General features: G+C 36.1%; 14 protein-coding genes. 2 read left to right on the forward strand and 12 right to left on the reverse strand.

Annotation, left to right across the window (positions count from 1 at the left end; all coding sequences use genetic code 11):
- Nucleotides 1–154: 154 nt before the first annotated feature.
- A complete protein-coding gene (locus C6H25_RS03375) occupies nucleotides 155–724 on the forward strand; it encodes a hypothetical protein (protein ID WP_104748060.1) in 570 nt (189 codons plus the stop codon).
- Nucleotides 725–728: 4 nt separating this feature from the next.
- Here the strand turns inward: C6H25_RS03375 and C6H25_RS03380 are convergent, their stop codons facing one another.
- From C6H25_RS03380 to C6H25_RS03390, 3 genes are read right to left on the reverse strand one after another with little or no spacing between them, the layout of a single operon-like run.
- Nucleotides 729–1,904, reverse strand: coding sequence for a replication-associated recombination protein A (locus C6H25_RS03380; RefSeq protein ID WP_104748061.1), 1,176 nt, complete (start codon nucleotides 1,902–1,904; stop codon nucleotides 729–731).
- Nucleotides 1,901–2,272, reverse strand: a complete 372-nt coding sequence (locus C6H25_RS03385; protein WP_104748062.1) for a heat shock protein transcriptional repressor HspR — start codon at nucleotides 2,270–2,272, stop codon at nucleotides 1,901–1,903. The genes C6H25_RS03380 and C6H25_RS03385 overlap by 4 nt, the downstream gene beginning before the upstream one ends.
- Before the next feature lie 10 nt (nucleotides 2,273–2,282).
- Nucleotides 2,283–3,146, reverse strand: a complete 864-nt coding sequence (locus C6H25_RS03390) for a DnaJ C-terminal domain-containing protein (protein ID WP_104748063.1) — start codon at nucleotides 3,144–3,146, stop codon at nucleotides 2,283–2,285.
- Between the two features lie 216 nt (nucleotides 3,147–3,362).
- Here C6H25_RS03390 and C6H25_RS03395 point away from each other — a divergent pair, with 216 nt between their 5' ends.
- The gene (locus C6H25_RS03395; protein WP_104748064.1) at nucleotides 3,363–4,607 is read left to right on the forward strand and encodes a hypothetical protein; all 1,245 of its coding nucleotides are present in this window, start codon (nucleotides 3,363–3,365) and stop codon (nucleotides 4,605–4,607) included.
- Between the two features lie 5 nt (nucleotides 4,608–4,612).
- Here C6H25_RS03395 and C6H25_RS03400 read toward each other — a convergent pair whose 3' ends face one another.
- The 9 genes from C6H25_RS03400 to dapA all read right to left on the reverse strand — a co-directional run bounded on the left by C6H25_RS03400 (nucleotide 4,613) and on the right by dapA (nucleotide 13,694).
- On the reverse strand, nucleotides 4,613–5,416 hold the full coding sequence (locus tag C6H25_RS03400; protein WP_233707318.1) for a 5'-3' exonuclease: 804 nt from the start codon (nucleotides 5,414–5,416) through the stop codon (nucleotides 4,613–4,615).
- A 193-nt stretch (nucleotides 5,417–5,609) separates the two neighbouring features.
- Complete coding sequence (locus C6H25_RS03405) at nucleotides 5,610–6,503, reverse strand: response regulator transcription factor (protein WP_104748066.1); 894 nt, start codon at nucleotides 6,501–6,503, stop codon at nucleotides 5,610–5,612.
- A complete protein-coding gene (locus C6H25_RS03410; protein WP_104748067.1) occupies nucleotides 6,500–7,756 on the reverse strand; it encodes a bifunctional 2-C-methyl-D-erythritol 4-phosphate cytidylyltransferase/2-C-methyl-D-erythritol 2,4-cyclodiphosphate synthase in 1,257 nt (418 codons plus the stop codon). Before C6H25_RS03410 ends, C6H25_RS03405 begins: the two co-directional genes overlap by 4 nt.
- A 67-nt stretch (nucleotides 7,757–7,823) precedes the next feature.
- Nucleotides 7,824–9,254 (reverse strand): Do family serine endopeptidase, encoded by a 1,431-nt coding sequence (locus C6H25_RS03415; protein WP_104748068.1) that lies wholly within the window; start codon nucleotides 9,252–9,254, stop codon nucleotides 7,824–7,826.
- Between the two features lie 53 nt (nucleotides 9,255–9,307).
- Nucleotides 9,308–10,729, reverse strand: coding sequence for an amino acid permease (locus C6H25_RS03420; protein ID WP_104748069.1), 1,422 nt, complete (start codon nucleotides 10,727–10,729; stop codon nucleotides 9,308–9,310).
- A gap of 96 nt (nucleotides 10,730–10,825) precedes the next feature.
- Nucleotides 10,826–11,368 (reverse strand): CDP-diacylglycerol--glycerol-3-phosphate 3-phosphatidyltransferase, encoded by a 543-nt coding sequence (gene pgsA, locus C6H25_RS03425; protein ID WP_104748070.1) that lies wholly within the window; start codon nucleotides 11,366–11,368, stop codon nucleotides 10,826–10,828.
- The gene (locus C6H25_RS03430; protein WP_104748071.1) at nucleotides 11,365–11,982 is read right to left on the reverse strand and encodes a hypothetical protein; all 618 of its coding nucleotides are present in this window, start codon (nucleotides 11,980–11,982) and stop codon (nucleotides 11,365–11,367) included. Before C6H25_RS03430 ends, pgsA begins: the two co-directional genes overlap by 4 nt.
- A 9-nt stretch (nucleotides 11,983–11,991) precedes the next feature.
- Entirely contained in the window at nucleotides 11,992–12,795 is an 804-nt protein-coding gene (locus C6H25_RS03435) for an enoyl-ACP reductase (RefSeq protein ID WP_104748072.1), read from the reverse strand.
- Nucleotides 12,792–13,694: a 4-hydroxy-tetrahydrodipicolinate synthase gene (gene dapA, locus C6H25_RS03440; protein WP_104748073.1), complete on the reverse strand. Its 903-nt coding sequence runs from the start codon at nucleotides 13,692–13,694 to the stop codon at nucleotides 12,792–12,794. Before dapA ends, C6H25_RS03435 begins: the two co-directional genes overlap by 4 nt.
- Between the last annotated feature and the right edge of the window lie 8 nt (nucleotides 13,695–13,702).

Raw genomic sequence — 13,702 nt, forward strand, 5'->3', positions numbered from 1 at the left:
AATGGGTCTTTAGAATACTGCAGAATGTGAAATATTTTCTTGTGATTAGAGCTTTTAGGTAAGAAAAAATTAGCCTTTAATATTCATTAACTACAGCATAGTTTAATTAATCGCCTTAAATTTTAAGAATAAGAAATCAAAGAAGGGAGTTTTTATGAAAGCAATGGGTTATCAGAATTTTTTTGTGTCATTAATAGTTCTCTTATTGGGAGCTTGCTCTAATCCTAAGGTAAGCAAACAAGGTTTTTTTAGGAATGTTCCTAGCTGGCTAGTAGAAGATAGGAGTTCTTACATTCTTCAAGCGGTTGGCACTTGGAATGTTACACCCAATGTCAATGAGGCTCAAGCGATTGATAGATCCACTTTGCGTGCTGAGGAGCGTGTCGCTTATCAAATTACAGAAAAAGTCCATACCGTTTATGTGAAATCTAAAGATGAGCAACACAAAAAGCATAGTTTTACAGCCATAAGAGAGATTGAGGGGGCGATTTTAAAGGGTATAAAGGGGCAAACCGAAAGGATTCAAGAATGGACTAATCCTTATAATAACGAAGTGTTTGTTATGGTAAGAGCTAAGTCGTATAACGCAGATATTTTGCGTAAAAGTTTGGAAAGAATCCCCTCTTTAGATGAAAAAACGATAGCAAAAATTTTAGAGGCTATCGCTCAAATCTTTAAAGAATCTTTTAGTTATGATGAGGCAGATATTCCTAGAGAAATGTAGGGTTTTAACCCTTAATTTTTTCTAACCATTCTTTTAGGGTTTTTTCAAACCCTATCCCTTGAGAATACACAAACTTTAGAGGTTTTTCTAAATAATCTTGTTTAACATAGCCATTATAATCATGTGGGTAGAGGTAGTCTTTTGCATGGGGGAGTAAATGTTTTGGCACCGGATAAATCACCCCTGATTTAATCGCATCTAATGCACTATTAATCGCATTATAAGCCGTATTAGACTTGGGCGAACAAGCTAAATAAATCACGCATTGGCTTAAAATAATCCTAGCTTCAGGATAGCCGATTTGTTTGACTGAAAATAAGCATGAAGTAGCTAAATTAAGGGCGTTTGGATTAGCATTGCCTATGTCTTCGCTCGCAAAAATAACAAGTCTTCTTGCGATAAATTCAGGATTTTCTCCGCCAGCAATTAGGCGTGCTAGATAATATAAAGAAGCGTTTTCATCACTTCCCCTTAAAGACTTGATTAACGCACTGATGAGATTATAATGGGTATCATCACTGCAAGCTCCATCATTTAAACTATGGGGGCGTAAGGATTTTAGAGTTTCTAAAGTGATAGGATTTTCTATTTTAGCACTCAAATCTAAGAGATTTAATAACGCTCTAGCATCACCGGCACTATTATTCAAAAGATAAGCTTTAGCACTAGGTTCTATTTGTTTGTCTAGCAATTTTAAGGCTTTAGAGCAAAGTTTTTCTAATTCGCTATTTTTTAGGGGGGTTAGTTCAAAAATGAAACTTCTTGAACGAATGGCATGAGTTAGGCTATAGCGTGGGTCTTGCGTGCTAGCCCCTAAGACTAGTGCATGGTCTTTTTCCATAATGGGGAGTAAAAATTCTTGCTGGGTTTTATTCAATCTGTGGGTTTCATCAATAAAAACAATCGGTCTTAAAAGGGTGTTTTGGTAATTTTTGAGCTTAAGACGCAAATCATCAAGCTTAAAATCCGTCGCATTAAACGATAGAATAGGGCGCTCTAAAGTATGAGCGATGATTTGAGCTAAGCTTGTTTTACCCACACCAGGGGGGCCATAGAAAAAGGCATGCGGAAAGTGTTTGGAGCATAAGGCTTTAAATAAGGGGGTATCTTTTCCTATTAAATGCTCTTGCCCTAAAAAATCTTCTAGGCTTTTTGGGTTTAAAAGAGAAGTTAAGCTCATTTTTTAAATAAAATTAATTCATAAGAATCAGTAGGGGTCTTTAAATTTTTCGTTAAGATCGTGTTATCTTTAGAGTGTTTGTGAAGAGCGTTTTGTAATTCTCTATTTAAGCTATCTAATTCGTCTAATTTTTCTTTCAAGCGTAAAATAATATCTACGCCCGCTAGATTAACCCCCATATCTCTTGTAAGGCGTAAAATAGTCTTAATTTTATCAATATCTCGTTGAGAATACAGACGCATTTTTCCGTCGGTTCTACTAGGCTCTATCAAGCCTTCTTTTTCATATTGCCGCAAGGTTTGAGGATGCACATCTAGGATTTTAGCTACAACGCTAATTAAATAAAGCGGTTCATCATAATCACACATGACATATCCCTTATAATTCTTTTTCTAATAACGCTTTTAATTCACTAGATAATTCTTCAACTTTAGGCAAGATTAAACGAGCCTGTAAATACAAATCTCCTGTATGCGAAGTTTTTCTATTTTTAACCCCTTGGGCTTTAATACGGAATTTTTGCATAGCTTTTGTGTTAGGTGGAATGGTTAAGGTTAGGGTTTTATGCCAAGCCACGATTTCAATTTTACCCCCAAAAAGAGCCGTTTTTAAGGGTAAATCAAAGATTTGAATAATATCATCTTTTTCACGCCTATAAATTTCATCTTCTTCAATATGGATTTGTAAGAGCAAATCACCCCTAGTCATTCGCCCCATTTTCCCCTTATTACGCACCCTAATTTTTTCGCCTTCTTCTACGCCGATAGGGATTTTGATACTAAAGGTCTCATTATTGATGGTTACTTGTTTTTTATTACCCAAAATCGTATCTAGCACAGAAACATTGAGATGAGTAACCATATCTAAATTTTCAGCCTCAAAGTTAGAAAAACCAAAATTAGAGAACCCTTGAGAAGTGCCAAAGCCTTGTGAAAAGCCTCCCCTTCCAAAAATAGAGCTTAAAATATCGTCTAAATTTTCGCTAGAACCACGACTTCTAGCAAAATCGCTAAAGTGTTGTCCGCCAAACATATTGTCTCCAAATTGGTCGTATTGACGGCGTTTTTCTTCATCGCTTAAAATTTCATAAGCGGCGTTGATTTCTTTAAATTTTTCTTCGGCTTCTTTAGTCTTATTCAAATCAGGATGGTATTGTCTAGCCAAACGGCGATAGGATTTTTTGATTTCATCTTGACTGGCGTTTTCGCTCACATTTAAAGTTTGGTATAAACTCTTACTCATGGATACTTACCTTTAAAATAGTTTTATTGGAGTGAATGCTATCATAAATCTTTAGTGTTAGTCAATCAAGTTAGTTGATAATTATTGCTAATTTATCTTTAATTGAAAGGTTTTTCAAGGTTTCAGCACGATTAAATCTAATTTTTATTACAATATTGAATTTTAAGATAGTAGAGGCTATCCAATCTTACTTGCTAAAACAGAGACTAACTTTTAATGAAATATAAAAGAAAGCGTTATTATTTTTTATGGTGTGGATTATTTTTAGGACTATTACCTTTAAAAGCTTTAGATATTAAGGTTAGTCCCTTTGGTCATTTAGGACTTTTATACAATCAAGGGGCACAGAAAAATCCGCATAGTTATGTGGGGTTTTTGGCACGCCTTGGAGTGGATTTTTCTCTAAGTAATGGGTGGTCGTTTGGCATTGGAGCTATTGGGGCTTGGAATGCTTATAACAAACAGCGTTTAGCAAATGTTTATATTAGTTTGGGTAATCTCTTTGGTAGCGTTCATAATGTGCAACCATATTTGAGCGCAGGGGATTTATCTGATATTTATGCTAAGTATTTTTCTAAGCATTTGAAAATTGCTGGGGGGCGTTACAATACGGATTTTGTGGATTTTGATTGGATTGGGGGCAATATTCAAGGGGCATCTATTGCTATAGAGCAGAGTCAATCGGTGCGTTATTTTGGTATCTTTATGGATAGCATGCTTTATAATGGGCATCAAGTCAATAAAGAACAAGGCAATCGTATCGCCACTACTTTAAACACTCTAGCCTCTTATGACCCTGTTTCAAAAGGTCTTTATGTTGGAGGGGAAGTGTTTGCACTAGGTGCAGAATATCAAAAAAAGGGTTTTAAGGCTGTTCCTTTTGTTTTGATAGATACTCGCTTACCTATGCCTTCAAAGACGGCTTTAGTGCAAGTAGGGGGTAAAATGGAATATACCACTTCTATCGCTAAAGGTCTTACTTCACATACTCTTGTGCAAGGCATGTATCAATATGGCAATACTGATGCAAGCACTAATGCTAGAAACGCCGGCTTGTTTATGATAGACCAAACCTTTAAATACAAGATTTTTAATTTTGGCATGGGTTTTTATATTGTTCCAGCACCAAATAATAAGGGCTATTTATGGACTTTTAGTGATAGGACAAAGTTCTATGGTCGTGGGATTAATGCCCCTGGTGTGCCAGCCATTTATTTTGCTAACTCCACGATTTCAGGCTATGTGTTTGGGGGGTTGAAGACTAAAAGGGTGCGTTTAGATGCCATGATAGCTTTTGGAGATTACCAAGAATATTCTTTAATGAGTAGCTATAGGATTTGGACTTATAAAAGTTTGGCTTTTGATGCGGGTGGAGGGTATGTGTATGCTTATAATTCTAAAGCGACACGAAAGAGTATAGGGAGCAGTTCTTTTGTGTTTTTTGGAAAATTTTCATTTTAGAAAATTTAGGGCTTATGCTTGCGAAAATAGGGTTTTTTATGCTTGAAGTGAGGTTCCCAAAGCTTGATTATGCCATGCTGAATCATTTGATGCATATTCACTAAGCGCATGTTTAACAAAGCCTTTTTTGTTGCCTCTTCATCGCTTAATTTTTCTTTAGTTTTAAAGGCTTGAATGGTTTGTCTCCATAATTCAGCCTCATCGGCTTGGTCGTTTAAAAAATCTTTATAATTGACTTCTCCAATTCCTTTAACCCCTCTAATATTATCCCCTTTATCTCCTACCACACACTGATAGTAGGCAAAAAAACATGCCTCTTTTTTACTGACATTTAAAAAGGTTTCTGTTTTGAGATTGAAATGAGAGCCTCTGTTAGAATATAAAACATCTTTATCCATGCTTGCTATGATGTAGTGGTTAGGGTTTTTCTTTTTATAATAAGAGATGATGTCATCAGCCTCATACTCAAAACAATGCTCGCCTTGAATTTTAGCCCCTTTTTTTAAGGGGTATTTTTCAATTAAAGCGATTTTAAGGGCTTTTAAGAGCGCTCTAAAATCATCATCAAATTTGCGTCGTTTTTGCTTGTAGTAATCGCATAGTTGGTAGCGAAAACTCTCTCTGCCTCTAGTGATAAAAAAAAGAGTTTTAGAGCAATTAGTCTTACGCATGATAGATAGGATTTGAGTGGTAAGAAAGATTACGCCCACTTCTTGCAAGCTACAAGTTGCAAATTTTTTAGGGAGTGTTTTATTAGAAAGCAAGCGTCTTACAATATTAGGAATCACGCAATCAATGTCCAAAAGCAAGGTTTGGTTTTGCTTGGGGTGCTTTCTTTTTTGGGACGCTTGTTTAATGATAAATCCTTAATATAATCAATTTTTAATTTTACAAATTATGAAAAAAGCATTCGGTATTATAACAAGATATTTTAATTCTTTGTTGTTTTAAAAGGCTTATTTTGGGGTTATCTAAGTAAGCCTATAAGGGCTTAGAAAGAGTTTATTTGCGTGGTAAATTATATTTGCGACGCTTTTCCCAAAGACTCTTGCGACTAATGCCAAGCTTACTAGCTAATTCTGTATCAGTGCATGTAGAAGAGAAATGTCTGATTGCCTCTTTTTCATATTCTTGTAGAGAGAGAAATTGTGAAGCATTAAATAAGGCTAGGGGTTTGCTTTCACTTTCTATTTTGACAATGTGTGGAAAATCTATAGGGTCTTTATGGGTATAGGATAAAACAATAGGGCAAGAGAGAGCTAATTCTAAGAGTCTTAATTGCTCATCTTTTTTAAGCTCTTCTAAATGAGTGATGTAAAAAGGTCTATCTAGCTTGTCTTTATTCTTGTGTAGTTCTTTTAAGGTGGCATTTTTTAAAGAAAAGAATGCAAATTCCATTTGCTTTGTTTTAGCGTATTGCAATAAATAAGCATCGGCAAGATTCTGCGAAAGGGTGTGGATTAAAAAAGGTGGTTTATGGGGAAAATAATCCGGTAGGGGCAATTCAGCATGGATAAAATCCAAATAACTTTCATAAAAACCAATGCGAGAAGTCATTTCTTGATAGGCTTTATGGTATTGGATTTTGCGTAATAGCTCATCCATTTTAAAAGGCTTTAAGATATAATCTCTAGCACCTGCTTGTATAGGTTTACTCACGCCATCTTCATTGACATGTGAGGCCATCATAATAATGATTTGCTTAGAATTATAACGCACAAAATGTTCACAACGCCCTTGAGTGCAAACCTTAGAAGAAACCAAAATCACATCATAAGATTCTTTGTTTTCTTCTGAAATACTAGAAATAATCTCGCAAACATGCCCTAAATCATGCAAATTGTGAGAGATACTCCTTGCAAGAGCTAAATTATCTTCAATAATTAAAATTTTCATTGATATTCCTTTATACTATTTAAATTTTCAAAATTTTGTTGGTAACGCATGCTTACATGTGCTTGGACTAATAAGCCCTCTTTATTTCCAATAAAGCCCATTTTTTCCATAGTGCTTGCCTTTAAGCTGATTTGAGATTTTTCTAAGCCTAGAATTTGGCTTAAACTCTCTAAAATCATGGGTTTATAAGGAGTGATTTTAGGGATTTCACTCAGTATAGTAGCTCCCATTTCAAACAATTCAAACCCAATGCTTTGAGCGAAATTTAGCACAATTTTTAAAAGTTCTGTAGAATGAGCGTTTTTGTAATGGGGGTCATTATCAGGAAACCACTCGCCAATATCCCCTCCTTTAATCGCTCCTAAAATCGCATCAGTAATCGCATGTAAAAGAGCATCACCATCGCTATGGGCTTTTAATCCAAAATCACAATCTAAAGTAACTCCTCCTAAAACCATAGGCTTATCTTTAGTGAATGCATGAGTGTCTATGCCAATTCCTATGAAAGTGTCCCTAGAGGGGTTAAAAAAAGGCCTAAAATGCCTTAAATCATCGCTTGTAGTGAGCTTGTGTAATTTACTACTGCCTTGAATATAACTTACCATTTCAGGGTATTTTTTTAAAATGGCTGTGCTTTCGTCTTTGAACTCCCCTTGTTTAAGAGCCATTTTAAGGGTATCAGTATGGCTTAGCTGTGGGGTTTGAATGAGTTTAATCGCTTCTCTGTCTAAAGTCTCGTTATAATAGATAGCTGTATCATAGCAAGGTAAATAGGGAGCTATGCAATAATGATTGGTTTCTTTAAGGGTTAAAAACAAGTTGTTTAGCACTTCTATATCTATAAATCCCCTAGCTACATCGCTTGTTAGCACATAGGGAGTGTGAATAATTTTAAGGGCGTTATTTACGGATTCTTGTCGTGTTTGTCCGCCGATTACAAGCTTGATTTCTGGGTAATGGCGTTTGATATAAATGTAATCTAACTTGCTAACTACTAAGATAATTTCATTGAAATCTAGGGCTTGTTGAAAATCTTTATAAACCTTTAGCCATAAAGGAGTGTGATTGGAGCGTAGCCATTGTTTTTTTAGTCGATAAGAAAAGCGCCTAGACTCTCCTGCACAAAGCAAGATAACGCTTGTTTGTTGGATAAGAACTTGAGGCGTGTTTTCTAAATCTGTTTGAGTTAGGGGTTCTTCTAGGGTTTCTAAAGAAATCTTAAAATCTTCCCCATTAACACGAATTAATGCCATAATACTAGCAACTCGTTTTGAGTGGTTTTAAAAAAGGTGTGTTTTCTTTGTATAGCTTTCATTGAAATCACTTAACCAAAATAGTGCGATAACCTTGATTCAAATCAAAGATTAAGAAACGCTTGGGTTTGCCTTTATATTTGTCTAGGGCATGGTTGAAATTAGCGACATTCTTAATCTCTACATCTTCAATTCTAGTGATGATATTACCTTGTCTAAAGCCGACTTGTTCTGCTGGAGAGTTCTCTTTCACTTGATTGATGATTACCCCTTGAATTTCATCAGGTAAGCGCATGGATTTTTTAGCTTTTGGGGTTAAATCTTCTACTTTAAGCCCACTCACTTGACCTTGTCCATTACCTTGAGTAGAGGTTGTTTCTTTTTTGTTGGGGTTTTTTCTCTCTGCTAGGGTGAGTGTGAAAGTGCGTTCTTTTTTGTCTCTAATGACCTTTAAAGTAACCCTTTGGTTAGGTAGCATAGAGCCGATGAGGTTTTTTAGTTCGTTAGAATTTTTAACTTTTTTGCCATTCACTTCAGTGATTAAATCCCACACTAAAATTCCTGCTCTTTTAGCTGGAGAGTCTTTTTCTACGCTAATAACTACAGCTCCTTCTTTGCCATCATAAGAGCTTTGTAAATCATTGTTAGCATCTTGTAAGCCTACGCCTAAATAGCCTCTTTCAATTTTTCCGGTTTTAATGAGTTGAGAAACAATATTTTTAACCATGTTAGAAGGGATAGCAAAGCCAATGCCATGGTTGCCTCCGGTTTTTGAAATAATAGCAGTGTTAATTCCAATAAGTCCCCCACGACTATCAATTAAAGCACCTCCAGAATTGCCCGGATTGATAGAGGCGTCAGTTTGGATATAATTTTCGTAATTATTGAGATTGATTCCGCTTTTATTTAGTGCCGAAACAATACCTTGAGTAACCGTTTCGCCTACACCAAAAGGATTACCAATAGCAAAAACTAAATCGCCTACTAAAATATCATTAGAATCAGAAAATTTGATTGTAGGTAGATTGTCTTTTGTAATGCGAATTACGGCTAAATCACTATCTGCATCGGTGCCAACAAGTGAGGCAGAGTATTCTTTGGTGCTACCGGGTATGGTAACTGTGATTTTATCCGCCTCATTAATTACATGGTTATTGGTAACAATATAGCCATCTTTAGAGATAATCACTCCACTACCTAAAGCTCTTTCTATTCTGTCCTTAGGCACTGCACCACCTAAATCCCCAAAAAATTGTTGGAAGAATGGGTCGCTAAACATACCCCCACCCATAAAATTATTTTTAATCTTCTTTTCAGTGGAGATGTTAACGACTGCTTTAATAGAGTCTTTAATAGAGTCGTGGTAAGAATAAATCGTATCATCTTTAGAGGGAACGCTCACTCGCTCTTTGACTTTTGGCATGTCTTGGATTTCAATATTATGAGCGTTTAGGTTTAAAGCTAGGGCTAATGAAATAAAAAAGGCTTTTTTCATCATGGTCATTTTCCTTCAGTGCTAAATAATAGATTTCAAAATAAAATTAAAAGAGATTATATCAAATCTCTTTGCATTTTCTTGTTTTGCTTGGTTTTTTGTGTGAAATGGTAGCCAATATAACAAATTAAAGCAAAAATAAGCGTTAAAATCATGCCAATGCGTTGTTCTTTATCCATTGCTGAACCAATCACGCCTATAACACAGCCTGTAATGCCTACAATTTGTAAGAAAGGCAAGAAAGGAGCCTTATAGGGCAAATCATCTAAAGAGTTTCCTGCTTTTAGGTATTGCCTACGGAATGCGTATTGTGAAACAGATACGCTCACCCACACAATAATCACCGTGAAACTAATCACATTAATAAAAGCCTCTACAATGCTTTCTTTGGCATAAATTTGAGTTAGAAGCCCTATAAGAGAGAAAGCGATAGAAAAATACATGGCGTTTATGGGTGTGCCTTGTTTATTGAGTTTAGAAAACACGCTAAAAAACATTTTTTGTTGAGAAAGTCCATAAATCATACGACTTGCTCCATAAAGCCCTGAATTAGCAGTAGAAAACATCGCTGTAATAATAACGGCGTTCATAATATCCGCTACATAAGGGATTCCAACCCCTACAAAAGGCAAATTAATGCGTTCTAAAACACTTACAAAAGGGCTTTGTGTAATAGAAGAATCATTCATGGGTAAAAAAACTGAAATCACAAACACAGAGCCTAAAAAGAAAAATACAATCCGCCATAAAGTTGCTTTAATCGCTTTTGGCATAACTTCGCTTGCATTTTTAGTCTCGCCTACAGCTACGCCAATGACTTCTGTGCCAGTGAAAGCAAAAATAACAGCGAGCATAGCGCTAAAAACAGCTGTGCTACCATTAGGAAAAAAGCCTTTATCGCCAAAATGAAAGTTGGCAAAAATAGAACTAAACCCATTTAAATAGATTTGATAGATAATGCCAATAACTCCAATGCCTATAAAAGCGATAACAGCTAGGACTTTAATGAGGCTAAAAACAAATTCGCCTTCGGCAAAAATTTTAACCGAAAAAAAATTTAATAAAAACACCAAAAGAATACAAGTAATGACCCAATAATGAATAGGGATAGTAGGAAACCAGCGCTGCATAAGCATGCCAATAGCGATATATTCTAATGCAACTGTAATCACCCAACCAAGCCAATACATCCAAAAAACCATGTAGCCTGTGCTAGGTCCTATGAATTTAGCCGCATAGTCGCCAAAACTTCCTGTAGTAGGATAAAAACTCGCTAATTCGCCCAAAGAGAGCATGATACAATAGACCACAAGCCCCCCAAAACAATAAGCTATTAATGTCCCTAAGGGGCCTGCACTTGCGATATTCCCCCCAGTGCCTACAAAAAGACCTGTGCCAATAGCTCCCCCAAAGGCAATCATTAAGAGATGACGCATTTTCATGTCTCTTTTAAGCCCGCCTTGCTCTTCTTTTTCCATGCGACACCTCCTAAAAAATAAAAATATGAAAAGAGATTATAACAAAATCTTAAACTATAACTAAAATGAGACCAAAAAGCTAGAGAGAGTTTTTAATTATTGTTCTTTATAATACTTAATAGCGTAGTCTAGCCCTGAATATAGGGTTGCAAAAACAGCGATAGCTACAAAAACATGAGCATAAGTAAAATTAGCTAGTAGAGAGGATATGGCTAAGACTTGAAACACGGTCTTATATTTGCCTAATTTGCTTACAGCAATATCTCTTTGTTCATTAGCAGCTAAGACTCTAAGCCCTGAAATAAAAAATTCACGCCCTAAAATGATAAAGGGAATCCATGCATCCACACGCCCTAAATGCACCAATCCTAAAAAAGCAGATAGAATAAGCATTTTGTCTGCTAGAGGGTCAAAGACCTCTCCAAAGCGCGATTTCGCCTTATAACTTCTAGCAATATAGCCATCTAACAAATCCGTGAGTGCCGCAAATAGAAAAATAAAAGTAGCAAGCGCATTGATTTTTTCAAGGGTAAAACTAGCAAAATAAGTATGCGTATTTAAAAGCAAGAATAAAAGAAATAGCGCTAAAAGTATGCGTGAAATCGTTAAGAAATTAGGTAAAAGTTTTAAGAATCTCATTGTTTTAAATAAACTTGTGAAAAATGCAAAAAAGAACGCCCTAGTAAGATTAAGGCGATACTCATCAAAACCATAGCAATAGCCAAAAGAGCCATGCTAAGAAACTGCCCTACTAAAACGCCTACTAATGCCAACATCATAGAAAAAAGTAATAATCTAAACCCTACAAAAAAATTTTTCTCTTTGGTGCAGAAACTAAGTTCTCTATAAAGTCTGTATAAATAAAAAATAGAAAGGGCATTGCCTATTAGCGAGAGAGTATTTTTTTGACTAGGGAGCAAGTAGCCTAGTAAGGAGCATAGAGCCACAACCACAAAACTAAAAGTAAAACATTCAAATATGTATAAGTTACGGCTTAGCTTAGAAAGTTGATAAAAACCAATCGCTCCAGCAATAAAACCTAAAGCACATAGCAAGAAAGCGAGCAAAAAGAGATAGGCAAAGGGGTGTTGACTGACAAATAATGAGGTAACTTGCGAGGCTTTCATTCCGCTAAATGCGATGAAAAGAATACAAAAAATAACTGCACTTAAGGGTGCAAAGAAATAATAGAGTAGGCACTTTTTAATGAATTGCAACTCTTTGCTGTGGTTGATATGGATAGTATTTTGCAAAAAAAGTCTTTACTTAAAGGTGGTTCCACCATCTACGACAATGGTTTGTCCAGTAAGCCAAGCGCTTTGCTTTTCATCACATAGAAAATACGCTGCTCCGGCTAAATCATCAGGATTACCCATGCGTTTTAGAGGGGATTGCTCTTCTACTTTTTCCTTAATTTCAGCATAATCAGGGAATGCCTTTAGGGCGTCTGTATCAATAGGCCCTCCGCTAACAGCATTCACTCTAATATTAAATTCGCCTAAGTCTGTGGCAGCGTATTTAATCATGGTTTCTACAGCGTTTTTGGAGTTACCATGTCCAGCATAGTTTGGCATATAGACAAGATTTCCTGTAGAACTTAAGCTCACAATCGCCCCACCACCAATTTTTTGCATGCGTTTAGCTGCTTCTTGAGCTCCTACAACAAAGGCTAAGACGGTTGCAGTATAAATATTATTTAACCCCTTAGGTTTTAGGCGCATAAAAGGAGCAAACCCTCCTACAACCGAACGCCCATAAATAATAGCATTAGAAATAAAAAAATCCACTCTATCAAAATCAGCATCAATTTGCTTAAAAAGTTCCGTGTATTGCTCTGGCTCTAAGACATTAAGGGGGTATGCTTTGGCTTTAATGGAATACTTTTTTTCTACATCTTCTATAATTTTATTAGCCTCTTCAATATTTTTATTATAAGTGAAAGCAATATTCACGCCATTTTGAGCAAAGCGGTATAATATAGCCTTGCCAATGCCTCTTGTAGCACCACTAATAACAAGCGTTCTGCCTTTCATGTGAAGGGGTTGATTGTAATGGTCTTGATTCATAAAATAACCTCATATTGTCGTAAAGTTTTTTCTAAGATTTGCAAACTCTCTTTGCTTGGAGAGACTAGGGGCAATCTATAGCTTGGAGAATGGATTAAGCCCGCAAGATACATGGCGGTTTTTATAGGGATAGGGTTAGTTTCTATAAAAAGGGCTTGGTGCAAATCAAAAAGTTTGTTTTGAATTTCTAGGGTTTTTTGATATTCGTGCTTGAGTGCGTAATCTACCATTTGTGAAACTAAATTAGGCATTAGATTACCTGTTACTGAAATTACTCCACTGCCACCTGAAAACATAATGGAGTGATTGAGTAAATCTTCCCCACTAAAAATTTTAAAATCCTTTTCATGGTGGTGTATTTCTACTATTCTTCTTAGAGAGCCAGAGGCCTCCTTGATAGCTTTAATGTTAGAGACTTCTCTAAAAAGCTTTAAAGCAGTTGGCACTTCAATAGATACACCCGTGCGGCTTGGAACATCATAGAGCATGATAGGAATTTCTATAGATTGTGCAATAGCTTTATAATGCTCAAATAAGCCTTGTTGAGTGGGGCGGTTGTAGTAGGGGCTTACGCACAAAATAGCGTCTGCACCTATTTTTTGAGCGAACTTAGCTAAGGTTAGAGATTCGCTAGTGGCATTACTGCCTACTCCAGCTAAGACTTTCATGCGTGAATTTGAGAGTGTGGGGGTATTTTTGCAAGTTTCTACAGCAATTTCAATACATTTCATATGCTCTTTATGAGTGAGTGTAGCGGATTCTCCGGTAGTGCCTACAGGAACGCATGCATCCATGCCTTGTTTGATTTGTCTTTTGATGAGATTTTCATAGGCGACTTCATCAACGCTTAAATCTTCTTTAAAAGGCGTGATTAATGCACTAGATGAGCTAAACTGCATATAAACTC

It is taken from the genome of Helicobacter cetorum (assembly GCF_900198405.1).
In the GTDB taxonomy this organism is placed as follows: domain Bacteria; phylum Campylobacterota; class Campylobacteria; order Campylobacterales; family Helicobacteraceae; genus Helicobacter; species Helicobacter cetorum_C.